Source organism: Limnospira platensis NIES-39, assembly GCF_026000695.1.
GTDB lineage: Bacteria > Cyanobacteriota > Cyanobacteriia > Cyanobacteriales > Microcoleaceae > Limnospira > Limnospira platensis.
Window position 1 is genome coordinate 426,455 of the sequence record NZ_AP026945.1, and the last position, 18,723, is coordinate 445,177.

At 45.6% G+C, this 18,723-nt stretch carries 18 protein-coding genes and 1 pseudogene; 8 read left to right on the forward strand and 11 right to left on the reverse strand.

Features of this window, described 5'->3' with window-relative positions; translation table 11 throughout:
- Nucleotides 1-145: 145 nt before the first annotated feature.
- On the reverse strand, nt 146-322 hold the full coding sequence (locus tag N39L_RS02110; RefSeq protein WP_014274152.1) for a hypothetical protein: 177 nt from the start codon (nt 320-322) through the stop codon (nt 146-148).
- A 40-nt stretch (nt 323-362) separates the two neighbouring features.
- Between N39L_RS02110 and malQ the strand changes: the two genes are divergently transcribed.
- On the forward strand, nt 363-1,880 hold the full coding sequence (gene malQ / locus N39L_RS02115) for a 4-alpha-glucanotransferase (RefSeq protein WP_014274153.1): 1,518 nt from the start codon (nt 363-365) through the stop codon (nt 1,878-1,880).
- Nucleotides 1,881-1,899: 19 nt separating this feature from the next.
- On the opposite strand, the gene N39L_RS02120 is transcribed toward malQ, so the two are convergent.
- On the reverse strand, nt 1,900-2,814 hold the full coding sequence (locus N39L_RS02120) for a helix-turn-helix domain-containing protein (protein ID WP_014274154.1): 915 nt from the start codon (nt 2,812-2,814) through the stop codon (nt 1,900-1,902).
- 12 nt (nt 2,815-2,826) lie between these two features.
- Entirely contained in the window at nt 2,827-3,600 is a 774-nt protein-coding gene (locus N39L_RS02125; RefSeq protein WP_006617388.1) for a pseudouridine synthase, read from the reverse strand.
- Nucleotides 3,601-3,835: 235 nt separating this feature from the next.
- On the opposite strand from N39L_RS02125, the gene N39L_RS02130 reads away from it, so the two are divergent.
- Nucleotides 3,836-4,528 (forward strand): LmeA family phospholipid-binding protein, encoded by a 693-nt coding sequence (locus N39L_RS02130; protein ID WP_006617389.1) that lies wholly within the window; start codon nt 3,836-3,838, stop codon nt 4,526-4,528.
- On the opposite strand, the gene N39L_RS02135 is transcribed toward N39L_RS02130, so the two are convergent.
- The 3 genes from N39L_RS02135 to N39L_RS02145 form a co-directional block, all read right to left on the reverse strand.
- On the reverse strand, nt 4,525-5,415 hold the full coding sequence (locus N39L_RS02135; RefSeq protein WP_006617390.1) for a phosphatidate cytidylyltransferase: 891 nt from the start codon (nt 5,413-5,415) through the stop codon (nt 4,525-4,527). The two genes, N39L_RS02130 and N39L_RS02135, sit on opposite strands and share 4 nt — an antisense overlap.
- 115 nt (nt 5,416-5,530) lie before the next feature.
- Nucleotides 5,531-6,133 (reverse strand): precorrin-6Y C5,15-methyltransferase subunit CbiT, encoded by a 603-nt coding sequence (cbiT, locus tag N39L_RS02140; RefSeq protein ID WP_014274155.1) that lies wholly within the window; start codon nt 6,131-6,133, stop codon nt 5,531-5,533.
- 60 nt (nt 6,134-6,193) lie between these two features.
- A complete protein-coding gene (locus tag N39L_RS02145) occupies nt 6,194-7,684 on the reverse strand; it encodes an aminotransferase class I/II-fold pyridoxal phosphate-dependent enzyme (protein WP_014274156.1) in 1,491 nt (496 codons plus the stop codon).
- A 114-nt stretch (nt 7,685-7,798) separates the two neighbouring features.
- On the opposite strand from N39L_RS02145, the gene ychF reads away from it, so the two are divergent.
- Entirely contained in the window at nt 7,799-8,890 is a 1,092-nt protein-coding gene (gene ychF / locus N39L_RS02150; RefSeq protein ID WP_014274157.1) for a redox-regulated ATPase YchF, read from the forward strand.
- Nucleotides 8,891-9,027: 137 nt separating this feature from the next.
- Complete coding sequence (locus N39L_RS02155; protein ID WP_014274158.1) at nt 9,028-9,393, forward strand: phage holin family protein; 366 nt, start codon at nt 9,028-9,030, stop codon at nt 9,391-9,393.
- A 63-nt stretch (nt 9,394-9,456) separates the two neighbouring features.
- On the opposite strand, the gene N39L_RS02160 is transcribed toward N39L_RS02155, so the two are convergent.
- The gene (locus N39L_RS02160; RefSeq protein ID WP_006617395.1) at nt 9,457-9,807 is read right to left on the reverse strand and encodes a hypothetical protein; all 351 of its coding nucleotides are present in this window, start codon (nt 9,805-9,807) and stop codon (nt 9,457-9,459) included.
- Nucleotides 9,808-9,905: 98 nt separating this feature from the next.
- On the opposite strand from N39L_RS02160, the gene N39L_RS02165 reads away from it, so the two are divergent.
- Entirely contained in the window at nt 9,906-11,432 is a 1,527-nt protein-coding gene (locus N39L_RS02165) for a YifB family Mg chelatase-like AAA ATPase (RefSeq protein ID WP_006617396.1), read from the forward strand.
- A 34-nt stretch (nt 11,433-11,466) separates the two neighbouring features.
- Nucleotides 11,467-13,332 carry an ATP-dependent zinc metalloprotease FtsH gene (gene ftsH, locus N39L_RS02170; RefSeq protein WP_014274159.1) on the forward strand — a complete coding sequence of 622 codons (1,866 nt, stop codon included), beginning with the start codon at nt 11,467-11,469 and terminating at the stop codon, nt 13,330-13,332.
- A gap of 9 nt (nt 13,333-13,341) precedes the next feature.
- On the opposite strand, the gene N39L_RS02175 is transcribed toward ftsH, so the two are convergent.
- The 3 genes and pseudogenes from N39L_RS02175 to N39L_RS02185 all read right to left on the reverse strand — a co-directional run.
- The gene (locus N39L_RS02175) at nt 13,342-14,847 is read right to left on the reverse strand and encodes an inorganic phosphate transporter (RefSeq protein ID WP_014274160.1); all 1,506 of its coding nucleotides are present in this window, start codon (nt 14,845-14,847) and stop codon (nt 13,342-13,344) included.
- Between the two features lie 80 nt (nt 14,848-14,927).
- Nucleotides 14,928-15,590: a DUF47 domain-containing protein gene (locus N39L_RS02180; RefSeq protein WP_006619033.1), complete on the reverse strand. Its 663-nt coding sequence runs from the start codon at nt 15,588-15,590 to the stop codon at nt 14,928-14,930.
- 881 nt (nt 15,591-16,471) lie between these two features.
- Nucleotides 16,472-16,601, reverse strand: a pseudogene (locus tag N39L_RS02185) (UPF0175 family protein); the annotation flags it as partial.
- A gap of 66 nt (nt 16,602-16,667) precedes the next feature.
- Here N39L_RS02185 and N39L_RS02190 point away from each other — a divergent pair.
- Together N39L_RS02190 and N39L_RS02195 are read left to right on the forward strand one after the other, a co-directional pair.
- Nucleotides 16,668-16,922 (forward strand): hypothetical protein, encoded by a 255-nt coding sequence (locus N39L_RS02190; protein ID WP_006619041.1) that lies wholly within the window; start codon nt 16,668-16,670, stop codon nt 16,920-16,922.
- Complete coding sequence (locus tag N39L_RS02195) at nt 16,919-17,134, forward strand: hypothetical protein (protein WP_006619042.1); 216 nt, start codon at nt 16,919-16,921, stop codon at nt 17,132-17,134. The genes N39L_RS02190 and N39L_RS02195 overlap by 4 nt, the downstream gene beginning before the upstream one ends.
- Before the next feature lie 30 nt (nt 17,135-17,164).
- Here the strand turns inward: N39L_RS02195 and N39L_RS02200 are convergent, their stop codons facing one another.
- Nucleotides 17,165-18,511 (reverse strand): helix-turn-helix domain-containing protein, encoded by a 1,347-nt coding sequence (locus N39L_RS02200; RefSeq protein ID WP_006619043.1) that lies wholly within the window; start codon nt 18,509-18,511, stop codon nt 17,165-17,167.
- Nucleotides 18,512-18,723 lie beyond the last annotated feature (212 nt).

Here is an 18,723-nt window from a genome sequence, read left to right on the forward strand (position 1 = left end):
AGAACAGCCCCAGGTTATTATATCATTAATTAGATGAAGATTTCCGGTTAAATTTGGGGGGATATATCAAGAGCAAATTTCATAAATTAATCATATTGCCTTCATTCCACTTTCATATTTTCCGAAATCCGATAATATCAACCCATTACAAATGAGTAAGATGATAGTGATTATGGAGAGTCCCCCTACCAGAACCGAGAGCGATCGCAGTAGGTTCAGCCTTGAATTGTGCCAAATCCGTCCCTAGCAGGAGTAAAATGGTAAAGAGGGAATGGTATTCTCGGCAGGTGGCTCCAGAAGCTGTGCCGAGAGGACAAGCCACCCTGCCACCAGTGGAAACAATTATATCTTTTAGGTTTCTTATGTCATTTCAGCCCAGATCTAGCGGCATTTTACTACACCCTACCTCCCTGCCAGGTCGATATGGCATCGGGGATATAGGACCCAATGCTTATCAGTTTGTGGACTTTCTCAGAGACAGTCACCAACAACTGTGGCAAATCCTGCCCCTAGGTCCAACCGGGTTTGGTAATTCTCCTTACCTTTCCTATTCCGCCTTTGCGGGAAATCCTCTGTTAATCAGTCCTGATATGTTAGCCGAGACAGGACTACTGACCAAAAAAGATTTAGACAAAATCCCCACCCTACCTACAGATATGGTGGATTTTGACCGGGTAAAAGAACTGAAAACCCCCCTATTTCTCAAAGCCTTCCAGAATTTTCGGAAACAGGAACCATCAGACCTTCATGGAGAATTTGATGAGTTTTGCCGCCAGAAAAGCTACTGGCTAGATGACTATGCGTTTTTTATGGCTCTCAAAGATGCCCAAGGCGGAGCCAGTTGGCACACTTGGGATGATGAAATTTCCCGGCGCAAACCGGAGGCGATGAAAAAATGGCAGGAAAAACTGGGCGAAGAAATCTTTTTCCATAAGTATCTGCAATTTACCTTCAATCGTCAGTGGGCGAATTTGAAGCGCTACGCCAACGAACAAGGAATCCAGATTTTTGGGGATTTAGCGATTTATGTAGCCCATGATAGTGCTGATGTGTGGTCTCATCCTGAAATTTTCTGTTTGGACGGAGAAACCGGAGAAGCGTCTTTAATGGCAGGAGTCCCACCAGATTACTTTAGCGAAAGTGGTCAACTGTGGGGTAATCCGGTTTATAACTGGGATCGCCTTAAACAAAATGGGTTTGATTGGTGGGTGCATCGTATTCAATCGATGTTGGATTATGTAGACCTAATTCGGATTGACCATTTCCGGGGTCTGGAATCTTTTTGGGCAGTTCCCCAAGGCGAAACTACTGCCATGAATGGTGAGTGGGTAAATGCACCGGGAGAGGATCTATTCCACACGATTGAGGAAAAGTTAGGGCGGCTGCCGATTATTGCTGAAGATTTGGGGATTATTACGCCAGAGGTGGAAGCCTTGCGGGATAAATTTGAGTTACCTGGTATGAAGGTGCTACATTTTGCATTTGATTCGGGACGGGATAACCCCTATTTACCCTATAACTACACTTCCCCTAATTGGGTGGTGTATACGGGAACCCATGATAATGATACGACTGTGGGCTGGTTTAATAATCGATCGCTTAAACAACAAGCCTATGTAACTCGTTATTTAGGTTATTTAGGTGAGGTGCTAAATGATGGCATTCACTGGGATATGATTCGGCTGGCTTTGTCATCAGTAGCTAATCAGGCAATTTTGCCCCTACAAGATGTGTTGGGATTGGGAAGTGAGGCTAAAATGAATAAACCCAGTACCGCTGAGGGTAACTGGGCTTGGCGTTGTGAACCTGGGTTGCTAACTGATGAAATTGGCGATCGCCTGAAGTTCTGGACAGATACCTACGGACGCGCGCCTAGATAATCCTAGATAATAAGGTGAACTAGGAACTGGGAAGATCGGCGGTTTCGTCGCTATTCCCAGCCTTAAATACGGCTTCCTGGACCATTCCTGGTTCCCCTAAGCGTCTGGCTTCGCCGTTGTTGACTTTCACCAATACGCCCCCGGCATTTCCGGCTACTACTACCACTTCAGTTTTAGCTTTCCAGGTTTTTTGAGTGCCACCGGGTAATATTCCCTGAAATTCGGTTTTTCCGTCTATTTCAATCAGTACCCAAGACTCGTCCTTAACCACTATTCCCACTTCAACATCCTGAATAATAGGTTGTGGTGCGGGTGCGGGTGCGGGTGCGGGTGCGGGTACGGGTGCGGGTGCGGGTGCGGGTGCGGAAGATTGAGACACTAACTGACCCTGTGGGGGGGGTGGTGTTGTGGTTGCTGGATTTGGCTGTGGGGTGACAACATCCTCGGTAGCTGATTCTGTCTGTGTAACTGCTAATTCACCGGATTGGGGAACCAGATAAGATAGGGCATTAACGGCACAAATAATCAGTAGAGTATAAGTTAGATACAGATGAGTTGGCCGTAATTGTGGCATAGACAGCAATTTAAGCGATCGCACCAGAGTATTTTCCCCAGGTTCGGGTAAAAAGAAATTGGCTAACTCCTCTCCATTTAACCCCAAAGCATCTGCATATTGGCGAATCAGACCCTGAGTATAAATAGGTTCAGGTAGGCTATCTATTTTACCTTCTTCGATGGCTTGGAGTAAATGGGTGCGAATACGGGTATAAGCCGCCACCATACCCAAGGAGAAGGAATTTTTCATCCTGGCATCACGCAACTGTTGACCAATATCTGATAGGCGTTGTGCCTGGTCATGATCAACTCGATTTTGTGGTTGCTTGTGATTTTCGGATCTATTTTTAAAAATTGGGTGAGTAAGAGTTAATTTCATAAGCCATGATCCTCAAGAACAACTGCCAGATTTCCAGACACGGACTCGATTCTTTAGCAAATGCACTTCAGAGTTTTTCAGGGATCTATATTCACCTGAAGCTAATTCAGGTTTCCCAGTCGAGTTGAGATAAATAGGCCCAATTGCTGTCCGATGCAGTTGAACCACAGGATAACCGAGAGCCTCTGCTACTCGCCGAATCTGTCGGTTTCTCCCTTCTCGTAAAACCACTTCTAGCAAAGTCTGAGAGCCGCGAGGTTTCCCGATGCGCCTAACTTTAGCTGGTAATGTGTTTTTACCAGATAGTAGGATACCTTGTCTCCACTGTTCTAAAACAGATTCTGGAGGACAGCCTTGGACTAGAACTTGATAGGTTTTAGCTACATGATAACGGGGATGGGTTAAAAGAAATGTCAGTTCACCATCATTTGTGATCAGTAATGCTCCGGTTGAGTCGGTATCTAAGCGACCCACGGGGTGCAGTCCCTGTCCGACTTGGAGTTGACGCGGGAGCAGGTCTAAAACGGTTTTTCGGCCTTGGGGTTCTGCACAGGTGGAAACTACGCCTAGGGGTTTATTTAGCAGTAGGTATAGGGGTTGGGGTTGACTGGAAGGGTGCAGTGCGCGTCCGTCAATTTCAATGCGATCGCATTTAGGGTCTGCTTTCTGGCCTAAATAAGCCTGATCGCCATTTACCTTGACCCTTCCTGATAGTATCATCTCCTCGGCATGGCGACGAGAGGCGACTCCCCAGTGAGATATGATTTTCTGTAGCCGTTCATTCATAGAGTTTCGGGACAGGGGATCCCAGATTTGCCCGGGTGGATGTTGGATTACAACGGGGTGATTTGCTGGGTAGAAGGCACTGATTTTCCTTAATTATGGGAGTTATAGGAGTTCCCGTAGTAGTGGCTCAATCTGTAGGTGAGACTGACGAGTTAGATTCTTGCATATATCTATGCTGTATATACCAATATTACAGCAATTCTTGATTTTTTGATCACAAATAAACAGCGAGATTATGACGGGTACGAAAACTGAGCAAAAGAAACTGATCGGAACGGTTCTATCGGCGGCGCTGCAGCTTTGGCTGCGATCGCAAGTTGAGGGCGTAGAATCTTTAAAGGTCCATGTGGGAGGTGGTAACCGATCGCTACTGAAGGGTTCTATTCCCACGGTGTCAGTCTCAGCTAGGGCTGTGATTTACCAAGGTTTGCATCTTTCCCAAGTAGTTTTGGGAAGTTCCGGTATCCGTATTAATTTAGGTCAGGTTCTCCAGGGTAAGCCTTTACAACTGCTCGAAGCGATCGAGGTTGATTGTGATTTGCAAATTCTCGCCTCGGATCTTAATGCTTCGGTGAGTTCGCCACTTTTAGCCAATGCCATTACCGAACTGCTAGAGTCTCGCTTACCATTGACTGAGGGAACCCTAGAAAATCTGCAATTAAGGCTAAATAGCGATCGCCTGACCTTAAATGCGGATTTAATAACTGATACCCATGGGGCGATCGCCTTTAGTTTAGATAGCCAATTACAGCGGATGAGTTCCACCCAACTATTACTACACCAGCCCTATATCAAAGCCGATCCCCTGATTAGTGGGACTGTGCTAGAGTCAATTCCGATTGAGTTGGGAACTGATGTAGACATCGAGGATCTGAGCATCAGTGAGGAACAGCTTACCCTGCGGGGAAAAATTTGGGTCAATCCCTAGGTTCTTAATAAAGGTAGCACTAGGGTGACAAAGTAGTAGACTAGGGGGGCGGTAAAAACATAGCTATCAGCGCGATCGAGAATGCCGCCGTGACCGGGGATGAGTTGACCGGAATCTTTGACTCCAGCATCGCGCTTCATCATTGATTCGGTCAGGTCTCCCAAAAGACTAGCTATGCCAATTATAATACCGAGGGCGAAACCTGTCCAGAGAAACTGCGGCCATTGCAGAAACCAAGCGCCAGCGATCGCCACTCCAATGCTGCCTAAAATCCCGAAGATAGCACCTTCTACGGTTTTTTTGGGGCTAATATCAGAAAGTCGCGTCCGCCCCAAAAATTTCCCAAAAATGTAAGCGCCAATATCAGCGGCCCAAATGCAACCAAAAGCCAGTAGGCTGGCGGTTAATCCTTCGGTGAGGGTATAGGATAAATCCCACGATGGCGGAAAGTATCTGAGTTGAGGTAGGTTAGTGGTGACATGGGTTAACAGGGGACTGGAACCATCTAGCCCCACCCGTAGCCTAATCCAATAACTGGGTAAGTATCCACCATAAAACAGACCCAAAATGGAGGCGGCAATATCAGCAATGCTAGAGATTCTGGGTTGAAATAGCAAATAGAAGCAGATGAGGGTTCCGGCTAAGGCGAAGATAGCATCTACTAGGTTGGGGGCGATCGCAGCGGTAATTAATAGGGCTTGACTGACGACTAGGGTAGTTTTACCGGCGGGTTCGATGCCTTTAGCCCGCACCAGTTGAAAGTATTCTAACTGACCTAGGTAAACAATCACCCCAAAGCCGAGGGTGAAGTACCATCCCCCTAGGGTTAGCATGATTAAGGCGAGGGCGATCGCCACAATTCCACTGATGACACGAGACCAAGACATGGCTGATTGACAAGTTAGTTACACAAAGCGCAAATCCAGAAAAGCTAAGAGTTCATGAGCCCTGACCGCCTAGGGTGGAAATAAGGGGTGATTTCGACAGTCAACTTTTCCTGGTTCAATCCATTTTCTCACCACTGAGGATAAACATAGGATCAATTGCTACTAAACTTTGCGATCGCCCTCGAGTCTCCATGCGGTTAATGGAAGATTGGACGACCTCGACATTGCGCACCTGTAATTGAGCAAACCCTTCGGAAATTAGGTATAAGGTTTCTAAATTGGAGGCGGTGGCTACAATACGGCCTTGGGGCTGTAAATAAGACCACACGGTAATGAGAATGTCTTTGATGGCTTTTCCTCCCTCCAAACAAACCCGGTGGGGAGGATCTTTGAGCCCATGCAAACAGTCGGGGGCGTTTCCTTCAATGACATCTACATTGGTGACACCGAAGCGATCGCAATTAGTGCGGATCAGGTGGGCTACTTCCCCATCCCTTTCAACGGCAATAATTCGACCCTGGGGACATAATAAACCAGTTTCAACGGCAATGGTTCCAGTTCCCGCCCCAATATCCCACACTATACAATCTGGTTGTAGCCGTAGATAGGAAATCAACAGCAATCTTACCTCCCGTTTACTCATGGGAATTCCTGGTAAACGTTCAAAGAGATGATCGGGAATGCCGGGGGTAATATAAGGCCAAAGTGGGGAAGACATAAAATCATTGGTGACTTGTGCTGCTAGGGGACTGGAAATAGAAAGCCAGGGCGGGGAGTTTCAATGATCAATTACCCGCAGGGTTGCTAAGGTCTTATCGCTAGAGCCGGTAATTTCTCCCCCCAATGCTTGTACCTGTTGCAAAAATGCGATCGCTTTTTTAGAGATAGCTTCCCCCGGCCACAAAATTGGCACACCGGGGGGATAGGGACAAACACACTCAGCGCTAATTTGACCGGGACAGTCTGGAGTTGGTAGTGAGATGGTTTTGGCAAAAAAGGCATCTCGGACAGACATGGCGGAAACCTCAGCTATGGCGGTTTCAAAGGGGGATATGGTATCGATCATCTGCCAGTGATGCTGGTTTTGGGTGGGGGGATTTTGTGATGCTTCAGATAAGGCTTTTTGGCTGAGAAATGCGAATCCCTTAATCATCTGATCGATATCGGCTTGGCTGTTGGCGGGACTGATGATCATGGTCAAGTGTTGGAGATCTGGTAACTCAGCAGTTACCCCAAACTGTTGATGCAGAATTGTGTCTGCTTCATAACCACTTAACCCGCAGTGGCTGACCTCAACGGTTAACCGGGTTGGGTCTAAGGCAACACACCCAGCCGTTAGGGGGGGATGATAGACCCGTAAACCGGGTAAGTTTTCTAATTGAGTTTTTGCCCTCTGTGCTAATTTTAGCGCTTCTGTGAGCCTTTTTTGACCGTGATTGACGATTTGATGGCGGGCGGCATCAAGGGAAGCTAAGAGCAGATAACTGGGGCTGGTGGTTTGTAGCATTTGTAGGGCGTTATCGAGGCGGCTAAGGTTGATGCGATCGCCTTTAATGTGTACCATTGAGGCTTGATTCATTGCCCCTAGGACTTTATGGGTAGATTGTACGGTTAAATCAGCCCCCCATTGTAGGGCGCTTGGGGGTAGCTGCTGATGAAAGTGAAAATGTCCGCCATGGGCTTCGTCTACCAGCAGGGGGATGTTATGGTTATGAACTATGGTGGCTATGGCTGCTAAATTACCACAGATGCCGTGATAGGTGGGATACACTACCATCACGGCTTTGATGTCTGGGTGTTTCTCTAGGGCTTTGGCGATCGCTTTGGGGGTCAGGCTCAGGGGGAAATGCCAATCTTGGTCATATTCGGGATTAATAAAGATAGCCCGCGCACCGGACATTACCAAGCCTGAGATTACCGATTTATGAATGTTTCGCGGTAGGAGAATTTTGTCTTCTGGGTCACAGGTGGCTAAAATTGAGGCGATGATCCCCACTGTGGAACCGTTGACTAAAAATCTGCACAGGTCGCTCCCAAAGGCTGCCGCTGCTAATTCCTGAGCCTGTTTAATCACTCCCTCCGGTGCAAATAGATTATCTAATTCTGGCAATTCTGGCAAATCCGCCCTAAATACTTGCGACCCAAAAACCGCCGCCAAAGATTCGGGAATCCCCTGTCCCCGCCGATGTCCTGGGGTATAAAAAGCCGCACCGGGTGTTTCCGCCGCTTGTTTAAGGGCTGTTAATAGGGGAGTTTGATTTTGATCCATAATTGATCCACATCCACACAGGTCGCAAATTCCGGCTGATTTGTTATTTATATTTTGACTGTTTACTGCTATTATAACATATATCAAACCACTATAAAACCTTTATAGAACTGTATGCTTACCGCCGGAATTGTCGGATTACCGAATGTCGGAAAATCTACTCTTTTTAATGCCCTAGTTGCTAATGCTAAAGCCCAGGCTGCTAATTTTCCCTTTTGTACCATTGAGCCTAATGTGGGGGTAGTGGCGGTTCCTGATGAACGTTTACAGGTGTTGGCTAAAATTTCTAATTCTGAGCAAATTGTCCCCACCAGAATTGAATTTGTTGATATCGCTGGACTGGTGCAAGGTGCCAGTCAAGGGGAGGGATTAGGTAATCAGTTTCTCTCCCATATTCGTGAGGTAGATGCGATCGTTCAGGTGGTGCGCTGCTTTGACAATGATGATATTATTCATGTGTCCGGTTCCGTCGATCCGGTGCGGGATATTGAAATTATTAATCTGGAATTGGCTTTAGCTGATTTGTCTCAGGTAGAACGTCGCATAGAACGCACCCGCAAACAAGCCCGCACTAGCAAAGAAGCCCAGTTAGAATTGGGCGCTTTAGAGAAGATTGCCGCCGTCTTAAATGAGGGTAAATCTGCCCGTTTAGTGGATTTATCCGAAGAAGAAACCGAGGCAATTAAAGGCTTGGGCTTGTTGACCCGAAAACCGATTATTTATGCCGCTAATGTGTCCGAAGATGATTTGGCGACGGGTAATGAATGGGTGGAAAAAGTGAGGGCGATCGCCTCCCAAGAAAATGCCCAAGTTGTGATTATTTCCGCTCAAGTAGAATCCGAACTTGTCGAACTTTCCGAAGCAGAAAAGCAGGACTTTTTGGAATCCTTGGGAGTGCAAGAAGGTGGTTTAAAATCCCTAATTGCGGCCACCTATAAACTCTTAGGACTGCGAACATTTTTGACCACTGGGCCAAAAGAAACTCGCGCCTGGACTATCCACGAGGGAATGTCCGCACCCCAAGCCGCTGGAGTTATTCACTCTGATTTTGAAAGGGGTTTTATCCGCGCCGAAACCGTAGCTTATCAAGATTTAGTTACTCATGGGTCTATGAATGGGGCTAAGGATAAAGGCTTAGTCCGCAGTGAAGGTAAAGAATATATCGTCCAAGAGGGAGATGTCATGTTGTTCCGGTTTAATGTTTAATAGAGTTAGGGGGAAGTTTCTTTAATCGGTGAGGTAGAATTACTCAACTCAAGGCTTGCGGGTCATGGCTGATTAATTTCTCACACATCTAATCAAGAAATCCTCCCAACATACAACTTAATACTGAGGTCTAAATTATGGATTTAATCATTGCTTGGTTGGTGACAGCGGTCAGCTTATTTTTAATTGCTCAACTCAGGCAATTTACCGGGGTAGAAATCGAAGACTTTAAAAAAGCCTTAATATCCTCGGCGGTGTTCGGGTTATTAAATCTTTTAGTCCGACCAATTTTAGGGCTTTTCACTGTCCCTCTGTCGGTGGTTTTGTCGAGTTTCCTTCTCACCTTATTGGTGAATATGGCGATTTTTGGACTAGCGGCTTGGCTAGTGAGAGGCTTCTATCTGCGTTGGGGTATTTGGAGTGCTTTAATTGGGGCTCTGGCTTTGAGTTTCATTAACTCTATTTTATACGAAGTTCTAGGGAACCTAAACCTAGGGGTGTAAAGACATAGGTCAACTCCAAAATTAGTGGCTATGGGGAATGTCTGACACCCTTGTAGCCATTAACTAGGATGGTTTTTGAGGGGCTTTCGGTTGAGTTTTAACAATGGCATTTTTCAGGAGTTCTTTATTAATTGTTGTCGGAGTCGCCGCCGAATTAGCACCAGGACGCGCCGTAGCCGCTGAGAAATGGGGAGTTTCGGTAAAATTCCAATGATTGAGAATATCCAATTGTGCATCAACAATGGGATCATATTTTTCGTACCAACTAGCGATCGCCGTTGATAAAGTTTCGATATCATCTGGTAAAGGTTCAATTAAAGTCAGCAGTTCTTGACATTTAGCTTCAGTGAACAATTTAGGCTGAGTTTTCAGGAGTTTAATAAAGGCTTCTAGGTTTTGCTTATAGAAAGACATAGCAGCAGTTAGTTAAGATTTTCTGAAATTTAGGATAATACTTATTCTACTAATATACCATAAAAATAGCAATTCTACAAGTCATCAATAATTGTATTATGTTAGCGAGAGTTTGGAGTGCGTCGGTAGTTGGTATTGATGCGGTGAAAGTCGGAGTTGAGGTAGATCTTTCGGGAGGACTCCCCAAAATCATTGTTTTAGGTTTACCTGATACAGCGGTTCAGGAGTCGCGGGAAAGAGTGAAAGCCACCCTCAAAAATGCAGGTTATAGTTTCCCCATGGGAAATATAGTAATTAACCTAACTCCGGCGGACTTGCGGAAAGAAGGACCAAGTTTTGATCTCCCGATAAGTATTGGTATTTTAGCAGCTTCCGAACAGGTAAAAGCCGATTTATTGGGAGATTTTCTGTTTTTAGGGGAAGTCTCTTTAGATGGCAGTTTGCGTCCGGTAGCGGGGGTATTACCCATCGCCGCCGAAGCCGAAAATATGGGAATTACTGGTTTAGTAGTTCCCGAAGATAATGCTAGGGAGGCGGCGGTAGTTAAGGGGGTTTCGGTGTATGGTTTTAAGTCAATTTTCGAGGTAGTAGATTTTCTGAATTACCCCGATAATTATGAGCCACTCAAGTTAGATAGTTCCCAGATTTTAGCCACCCCCAAATCAACTAATTTAGACCTCAAAGATGTTAAAGGACAATCCCACGCTCGCCGCGCCTTAGAAATTGCTGCCACTGGGGGTCATAATCTAATTTTTGTGGGTCCCCCAGGTAGTGGTAAAACCATGTTAGCGAGACGTTTACCAGGTATTTTACCACCTTTAAACTTTGCGGAAGCCTTAGAAGTTACGCGCATTCATTCCGTGGCGGGACTGTTAAAAAATCGGGGAACTTTAGTAAGCGATCGCCCTTTTCGTAGCCCCCACCATTCCGCCTCTGGTCCTTCTTTAGTGGGTGGTGGAAGTTATCCCAAACCGGGGGAGATTTCTTTAGCTCATCGCGGCATTTTGTTCCTAGATGAATTAACGGAATTTCGCCGGAATGTTTTAGAGTTTTTAAGACAACCCCTAGAGGATGGATTTGTAACGGTAACCCGTACCCGTTTATCAGTGGTTTTTCCCTCCCAGTTTACCTTAATTGCGAGTACAAATCCCTGTCCTTGTGGATATTATGGCGACCCGATACAAGCCTGTACCTGTTCTCCTCGTCAACGGGAACAATATTGGGCAAAACTATCAGGGCCTTTGATGGATAGGATTGATTTACAAGTAGCAGTCAACCGACTAAAGCCGGAAGAAATTACTCGCAATTCTACGGCGGAATCATCAGAAACTGTACTAGAAAGAGTGCAAAAAGGGCGGTCAAGGGCTTATCATAGATTCAAGGATGAGCCTTTACAGTGTAATGCGGAGATGCAGAGTCGCCAAATTCAGCGTTGGTGTCAACTAGACGAGGCGAGTTGTCAACTTCTCGAAGCAGCTATCCGCCGTCTAGGACTGTCGGCGCGGGGAAGCGATCGCGTTTTGAAAGTAGCGAGGACTATCGCCGACCTCGCGGGAGAAGACAACATCAAACCTAATCACATTGGCGAGGCTATTCAGTATCGCACATTAGATAGAATGCAGTAGAATAGTTAATAGATATCCACTGCGGGTCATACCTATGAGTATTAAGAAAAAACCGAAAATTCCTAAATCCAGAAAAATCGCCAATTTGCTATTAATTCTAGCCGGGGTGATTTTAATTGGTAATTGGTTATTGCCTCAAATTACCCGACCGAGAATTCCGAAAGTCCCCTATAGTTTATTTATCCAACAGGTTGAAAGGGGGGAAGTTCAAGCGGTGTTGCTGGGGGATAATGAAATTCGCTATCAACTGCGACCAGAAGGAGAGGAACCCCCCCGAATTTTAGCGACTACTCCAGTTTTTGACCCGGAACTTCCTAAACGTTTACAAGCCCAAGGTATAGATTTCGCCGCGCCGCCACCTCCCCAAAATGCCTGGTTTAATGTATTGTTAAATTGGGTAGTTCCGCCGTTAATTTTAGTGGCTGCTTTTCAATTTTTTATGAAACGAGACCCCCAAGGAGCGCTATCAATTAGCAAAAGTAAAGCGAAGGTATATGTTGAGGGAGAGTCGGCAAAAATTACTTTTGATGATATTGCGGGAGTTGAGGAAGCCAAAGCTGAACTAGCCGAGGTGGTAGACTTCCTGAAAAATCCCCAAAGATTTCTCGAAATTGGCGCAAGAATTCCCAAGGGTTTATTATTAGTAGGACCGCCAGGGACTGGTAAAACTCTGATGGCGAAAGCGGTGGCTGGAGAGGCGGGAGTCCCGTTTTTTAGCATTTCGGCTTCGGAATTTGTGGAGTTATTTGTGGGGACGGGGGCGGCGCGAGTTAGAGATTTATTTGAACAGGCAAAAACGAAGGCACCTTGTATTATTTTTATTGACGAATTAGATGCGATCGGTAAATCCAGAAGTGGCGGCGGTGGCGGTTTTCAAAGTGGTAGTAGTGACGAAAGAGAACAAACACTGAACCAATTATTAACGGAAATGGATGGGTTTGCAGTGGGGGCGGAAACGGTGATTGTGTTAGCTGCTACTAACCGCCCAGAGGCTTTAGATGCGGCTTTATTACGCCCGGGAAGGTTTGACCGTCAAGTGTTGGTTGATCGTCCTGACTTAGCAGGTAGAAAAGCGATTTTAGATATCTATGCGAAACGGGTTAAATTAGAACCTGATGTGGATCTGCAAGCGATCGCTACTCGCACTCCTGGTTTTGGGGGTGCAGACCTGGCAAATTTAGTGAATGAGGCGGCTTTGTTGGCAGCAAGAAGGCATCGGAAACTGGTCGGACAACAAGATTTTTATGAAGCCATAGAAAGGGTGGTTGCTGGGCTGGAAAAACGCAGCCGGGTTTTGAGTGACAAAGAAAAGAAAATTGTGGCTTATCACGAAGTCGGACACGCTTTAGTTGGGGCGTTAATGCCGGGGGGTGGAAAAGTTGCTAAAATTTCGATTGTTCCCCGTGGTTTAAGTGCTTTGGGCTATACTTTAAAAATGCCTACTGAGGATAGATTTTTAATGGATGAAAGGGAATTTCGGGAACAAATTGCTACTTTATTAGGGGGAAGGGCTGCGGAAAAAATTGTTTTTGAAAGGGTGACTAATGGGGCTTCTGATGACCTGCGCCGGGCTACGAATTTAGCGGAAAAAATGGTAACTACTTATGGTATGAGTCAAGTCCTAGGACCTTTGGCTTATGATGAAGGGGGAAAACCTAACTTTTTGGGAATGGGTGATGGTAATAGACGACGTTCTATTAGTGAAAAAACAGCGGAGGCTATTGATGCTGAGGTTCGGGAAATTGTGGAAACGGCTTATCAACAAGCCTTGGATATTCTGGAATTTAACCGAGAGTTATTAGATACAATATCCCTGAAAGTTTTGGCTACTGAAGTGATAGAAGGGGAGGAATTACAAGGGCTTTTAGATGCTGTGAAAAATCCGGCAATTGACAGTTAGACGGTCAGGCTAGTTAATCATTCTCAGGGGTGCATGAAAGCGATCGCCTACATAATTAAGTTGTTGCTGAAGTTTGTTGTTATCATCTTTATAGCGGGTTATGGGCGGCTGAAATTGCCAGGACTCTGACTCTTGGGCGAGGGCTTCTGCTAATTGCCAACGGTGAAAAAATGTCCGCCCAGATAACCGCCCAATGGCACGAATTTGGTCGGCATTGAGATAGCTTGTATTGAGGTTTTTAATTTGGAAAGGGTCGATATATATTAGGTGAATTTGGGCGAGGTAAAGGAGTTGTTTTTCCTGTTCTTTATCTAGGGTCATGCGTGCCCTAACTTCATCTCTAAAATTCACGCCACCGCTAATAGTGCGATCGCTGATATCTTGTAGGGGTTCGGTAGGTATTCCCACCTGTTCCAATTTATTTAAAACTGTTTGGGATAGCTGATATTCTACACTTTGATAGACGGGTTGATTAAAGACATTTTGTAAAATAAATAGCATAACTAGACTGATAATGGCTGCTATAATAGGGGTAGAAACCCAGCCGGAAGCAATACCCAATAAAACACGCCAGCGAATTTGGCGGGCGCTTTTAATACCCTTCAAAAGTCCAATGCCAATAACCGCCCCAACGACGGCTTGAGAACTAGAAACGGGAATGAGGGGAATAGTCGGTAAACCGGCATTAGCTAAGAGGCTTTCTAACCCAGTGGAGGAAAATATATATAACACTAAAGAATGGGCGACAACTACGACAAAGGCGGCGACGGGAGAGAGAGGCATTAAGCTATTACCAACGGTCATCATGACCCGTTTCGAGTAAGTGTAAACACCAATAGCGATCGCAATTCCCCCCATTAAAAAAAGTTGTTGAACCGAGGAAATACTGACCGACCCAATATTAAAATTAGTGAAGGGTGAAGAAGAGACAAACACGCCCATAACATTGCCAATATTATTAGCACCGAGAGCATAGGAACCGAAAGCGCCTGCTAAAATTAACCCAGCGCGGGTATAAAGATCTAGCCGCAGCAGATGCAGTCTGAGACGTGCGAGAATAGCCATTACCACCAAATAAAGCCCGGCGGCAAAAATAGCACCCAAGATGGGGCAAGCAACCCAGGTTCCGAGAATTTTTATGAGGGTATCGGTATCTGTTATGGAACCACTAAATTGATTCCAGCCAATAATGGCACCGACAACGGCTTGGGTGGTGGAAACAGGTAAACCAATTTTGGTCATCCAGAAGACGGTTAAAGCAGCAGCAAAAGCGGCGGTAAACGCACCAGCAATGGTATTAACAGCGCCTAATTCTCCTAGTCCAGCGGCGGCACCAGCCCCCCCCACTACTGCGCCAAGAATTACGAATATACTACAGATAAAGGCTGCTGTACTAAACTTTACCATGCGACTACCAACGGCAGTCCCGAAGACATTGGCGGCATCATTTGCGCCCAAAGACCAGCCTAGAAATAAGCCGCTTGATAGAAAAATTAAAATGGCGATCGCGTCCATGTTTACCTGATTTATGACTGGCTGACTCTAGGAAATTTACATCAAGTTTACCGAAAAATTGAGGAGATAATTAAGCTGTTTTAGAGGACTCGCTTAATCGCATAAATTGATAACTCATCCCCAGCATCTTCAGCAGCATCAGCGAGACCATCAATCAAATCAACTCCGTCGCGCAACTGCATTTTACGTTCCAAAGGTAGTTGGGAATTAAAGATATTTGTTTTGAGTCTAATAGCAATGCGATCGCTTTCAGTTTCATAGACCCGAACGCGATAAAGATGATCGCGAACGGCATCAGGATGACGGAAAAAAGCCCGCGCCGCAATGACGACAGTTTCGACACTTTTAACGACCATTCCGGTCAATTCTTTAAAGTCTTGATGATAGTCTTCTGGGATATCTGGATGTTCAATAATAATACTTTGATAACTGTCGCCAAACACATCAATTAAATAGTATAAATCCTCCAACAAACTTAAAACATCACCACGGGAGTCGGGAATCAACATTTCGGTATATAATTGGGATTCAATAGCCCGCCTAAGTTCATTGCAGCGGCGCTTTAAATCCCGCAATTGCTCCATTTTATTTTCACAGCTTTTGGTGACATTTTGAGAGTCCAAATAAGCAGAAACTCCCATTTCAAAATATAGACATCCTTCTGATATCTTATCCAGAAACTCGTCTATTTGACCTTCGATAAATTTAGTTTTCCCAAACAAAGGAGGAATGTCTTTTTTCATGATTCCCAGTAAATAGCCAAGATTAACCGCCCCCAATGACCTACTAGGGGGGGGTTATGGGTGTCAATTTTAACTCTCACCAGTAACAATCGTCGATCTTATCATTAATTTAAATAGCATGACTAACAAACTGGGTTAGTCCCGATATAGTTTAGCAGGTTGGGTTTGTCTGGCTATAGGCGATCGCCCCAGAAACTCACAGATCCAGTTTTGTGTGAGAGGTTATGTATAATTACCAAGACTTAAAGGCAGCCTCAAGACTCAAGTTGTGGAAATTTACACTCCCGTTGTTGCGGTTGAAACTTAAACACTTAGCCAAATATTATGATGAGTTTTAATGGCGGTAATTTCAGCGGTAGGGTCTGTTAGAAGCGGCGATAATTTAATTAACTAATAATTATCCTACAAATCCGCCTCGTAACGCACCATAACACCCCGTAACCAACTGATGGTTAACCAACAGAAAAAGAAACCGGGTTTCCACAATAATGAGCGCATTTTAGCCAATACTTATTAAATAAACCCGGTTTCTCAGATTGATTGATTAGAATATAATCATCATAAATACAGACTTAGGCTAACGAAATTTATACCCGAAATCGTCTAAATTCCCTTTGAAATTACTCGTTTTCAACTGCCCCCAGCCATTCAAAATCGGTGGGAATTTCTCTGAAAACGTCAGGATGAGGTTTATCCTTTGTCTCAAGCCGAACAACTCCTTGATTTTGTACAGATTGAAGATCTATCCAAAGTGTAGATCGCACTGCTGTAATCACAGTTTCCCCAGCCCTGGAATCCCATAATTCCTCATGCACCGCACCGGGAATTAAAATGCTCCAACAAAGCTGCGATATTAGGCTGTTTCAAACCTGGATTCCGTATAATAACTCATTGGCTTTCCCTAAGCTAATTTTATCTTGCTGAAATAACATCAGCACAATTTCCAACAATAGCTCATTTTCATAAAAAGCCACTCGCCTTTACTAGGTCATCGGAAATTACTAAACTCATGGGTAACTCTCCTAGGCTGAAATCTCCTGCTTAAATCTTAGCAGCCGGGGGAGCGATCGCCCACCATTGCGGATAACCTATCGCCGGAGACTCAGAAACCGGGCTTCTACCGGAGTTTTGCCTTCTCACAGGGATTTTGCCATCAACCCGGTTTCTATTGTGGTGATTGATTTAGAAACTGGAGATTTTGAAGTCGATGTGAGTGAAATTGCCGCCGGCGATCGCCTTGAAGCTACTCACCCTGATGCTCAAATCTGGATTGTTCGAATCGGTTCGGGCTATGTCCGTCGCTTCGGTGGACGAACCAAGAGAATTGGATGATTACTGGAATCGTTAATAGAGATTTTGAACCGATTATTCCCCTGTCAGTGTCTTTCGACTACGACTTGAATCCTATCTTTGAAGACTTACGTCAAAAGGAAGCAGAAAGCGGTCGAGAGGTTGTCAATTTATCCCGCCAACCGGGTCTAAAAAACCGTTGGAGTCAGCCATCCCTTGAGGGTGAACGAGAGGAAACCTACCCACCCCGATAATTGGGGGTGAGGTGTATTCGGGTCCTGGGATTAGTTTGAGTCCCCGCATTCAGCTAAGTTTCGGATGTATTGTCGGATGACGGGCTGTAGGGTTAAATGGGATGAGGAGTCTAATAAGCTACGTCGTTTGAGAGATTGGACGGCTTTTAAGAACTCTCGGTTCGATAAAAGATTGGGGGGTTTCTGGTTGATGGTGACGGGCGGGTTTTGCTGGGCTAACCAATGCAGCAGGGTTTTTTCCGAGTCGCTGAGGCGTTGATAATGTCGGTTGAGGATGGGTTCTAAGTCTCCTAAAAAGAGGCTGGGGTAGGAGAGAAATTGTTGGACGCTACCGTTGAATAATTCATGGATGGTTGAGGCGGTGATATTTAGCCATAAGGGGTTATGGTTGAAGAGTTGGCTGAGTTCTGGCCATTGTTTGGGGTCTTGGAGTTGGCGATCGCGGAGGATTTGACTGGCCAGTTGAGGAACGCCTTGAACGGGGAGGGTTTTACAGTGGTGGGTTTCTGTTTCTAAGGCGGCGATGTCTGGGGGGTGTTCCCAAGTCAGCAGCAAAACACAACTTTGATGAGAGAAAGTCCCGAGTTCACGGATGAGTTGACTATAGCCTTGATAGTCTCGACGGTAGCTTTCGACGAAGTGACCGGAGGTTAGGCTGTGTTGGAAGTCGTCGAGGATGATGAAGCAACGGTGAGTTCTCAGAGACTCTAGGAGGGATGGCTGGGGGGTGGCGGTTGTGGCGACAAACTGGCTGATGTGGTTTTGTAGGGTTTCTAGGTTGGGGAATTTTCGCTGGCTACACCAGAGGAGGCGATCGAAGTGGTCTTTTATTTGTTCGACGAGTTGTCTGGCGAGGGCGGTTTTACCGATTCCCGATAATCCAGTTAGGGTGATGATGCGGCTATGTTCGCTGACTATCCACTGTTTGAGGGTGGTGAGTTCGTCGTGACGGGGGTGGAGGCGATCGTATTCGGGGGCTTGGCTAAGATCCTGGCGGGGTATGGTATCGGATTCGCTACTGCTGGATGATGGGTTGGTTGAGATTTTTGGCTCGTTGTATAACTCACTACAGACATTATTTATGTGATTGCCGATATGTACGCCATCGTTGTGATAAGAGAATATTCCGTTTTCGATGAGCGATCGTACATTCTTTTTTTTTACATCCTCTCCCAGTAGTTCCGAGAGGAGTTTCCATAAGTCGGATGCTGATTTCCTGACGTGATCGCTCGTACAGTGGTATTCGTCTGCTATGTCTTTATATCCTTTACCTTGCCATGCACCTTCTAAGATGGCGCGTTGCAGGCTATCTAGGTATTTTCCCGTAGTCTTTAGAAGCAGGCGATCGGTCCACTGCAACGCTTCCTGAATCTCCATAGCTGCTCACCCAGGTTGTAGTTTTGTTGTTTATGCACCCCCCATTTTCCCACATTTTCACCTTTTTAGGTACGTTATATTATTTTTTCTCACAATCCTGTTTTTGGGGCGTGATTTTAAAGTCCTCCTAAGTCTCACTTTTTTGGGGTTGGCAAATGGAAAATAAGTTGAGATACTAGGCATTGATTAATCTAAGTCGGCCTGATTGACTG

What these genes read in the sequence shown, in the direction of transcription:
- malQ (WP_014274153.1), top strand. Translation starts at nt 363, where the DNA reads ATGTCATTTCAGCCCAGATCTAGCGGCATTTTACTACACCCTACCTCC.
- N39L_RS02120 (WP_014274154.1), bottom strand. Translation starts at nt 2,814, where the DNA reads ATGAAATTAACTCTTACTCACCCAATTTTTAAAAATAGATCCGAAAAT.
- N39L_RS02125 (WP_006617388.1), bottom strand. Translation starts at nt 3,600, where the DNA reads ATGAATGAACGGCTACAGAAAATCATATCTCACTGGGGAGTCGCCTCT.
- N39L_RS02130 (WP_006617389.1), top strand. Translation starts at nt 3,836, where the DNA reads ATGACGGGTACGAAAACTGAGCAAAAGAAACTGATCGGAACGGTTCTA.
- N39L_RS02135 (WP_006617390.1), bottom strand. Translation starts at nt 5,415, where the DNA reads ATGTCTTGGTCTCGTGTCATCAGTGGAATTGTGGCGATCGCCCTCGCC.
- cbiT (WP_014274155.1), bottom strand. Translation starts at nt 6,133, where the DNA reads ATGTCTTCCCCACTTTGGCCTTATATTACCCCCGGCATTCCCGATCAT.
- N39L_RS02145 (WP_014274156.1), bottom strand. Translation starts at nt 7,684, where the DNA reads ATGGATCAAAATCAAACTCCCCTATTAACAGCCCTTAAACAAGCGGCG.
- ychF (WP_014274157.1), top strand. Translation starts at nt 7,799, where the DNA reads ATGCTTACCGCCGGAATTGTCGGATTACCGAATGTCGGAAAATCTACT.
- N39L_RS02155 (WP_014274158.1), top strand. Translation starts at nt 9,028, where the DNA reads ATGGATTTAATCATTGCTTGGTTGGTGACAGCGGTCAGCTTATTTTTA.
- N39L_RS02160 (WP_006617395.1), bottom strand. Translation starts at nt 9,807, where the DNA reads ATGTCTTTCTATAAGCAAAACCTAGAAGCCTTTATTAAACTCCTGAAA.
- N39L_RS02165 (WP_006617396.1), top strand. Translation starts at nt 9,906, where the DNA reads ATGTTAGCGAGAGTTTGGAGTGCGTCGGTAGTTGGTATTGATGCGGTG.
- ftsH (WP_014274159.1), top strand. Translation starts at nt 11,467, where the DNA reads ATGAGTATTAAGAAAAAACCGAAAATTCCTAAATCCAGAAAAATCGCC.
- N39L_RS02175 (WP_014274160.1), bottom strand. Translation starts at nt 14,847, where the DNA reads ATGGACGCGATCGCCATTTTAATTTTTCTATCAAGCGGCTTATTTCTA.
- N39L_RS02180 (WP_006619033.1), bottom strand. Translation starts at nt 15,590, where the DNA reads ATGAAAAAAGACATTCCTCCTTTGTTTGGGAAAACTAAATTTATCGAA.
- N39L_RS02195 (WP_006619042.1), top strand. Translation starts at nt 16,919, where the DNA reads ATGATTACTGGAATCGTTAATAGAGATTTTGAACCGATTATTCCCCTG.
- N39L_RS02200 (WP_006619043.1), bottom strand. Translation starts at nt 18,511, where the DNA reads ATGGAGATTCAGGAAGCGTTGCAGTGGACCGATCGCCTGCTTCTAAAG.